Genomic DNA, 288 nt, shown 5'->3' on the forward strand with positions numbered 1-288 from the left:
TACATTTGCTGCTGACGGAACAGACCCATTCGGTGCGGGAACGATGATTCGCCCTTGGAATCATTATAAGGGCTTAGATTTGGCAAAAGCGCGTGTAGAAGCAGCATTTGAATTGTTTGAGAAGCTGAATGTACCTTTCTTTTGTTTCCATGATTCTGATATTGCACCTGAAGGAAATACGCTAAAGGAAACATACGATGCTCTTGATCCAATCGTTGCGATGATTAAAGATTATATGAAAACAAGCAAAACAAAATTGCTTTGGAATACAGTGAATGCGTTTACGCA

1 pseudogene is annotated in these 288 nt (G+C 39.9%); it reads left to right on the top strand.

The features are described 5' to 3' along the window. Positions 1-288: pseudogene (locus tag EP737_RS04395) on the top strand (xylose isomerase); the annotation flags it as partial.

Source organism: Ectobacillus funiculus, from assembly GCF_004138295.1.
In the GTDB taxonomy this organism is placed as follows: domain Bacteria; phylum Bacillota; class Bacilli; order Bacillales; family Bacillaceae_G; genus Ectobacillus; species Ectobacillus funiculus.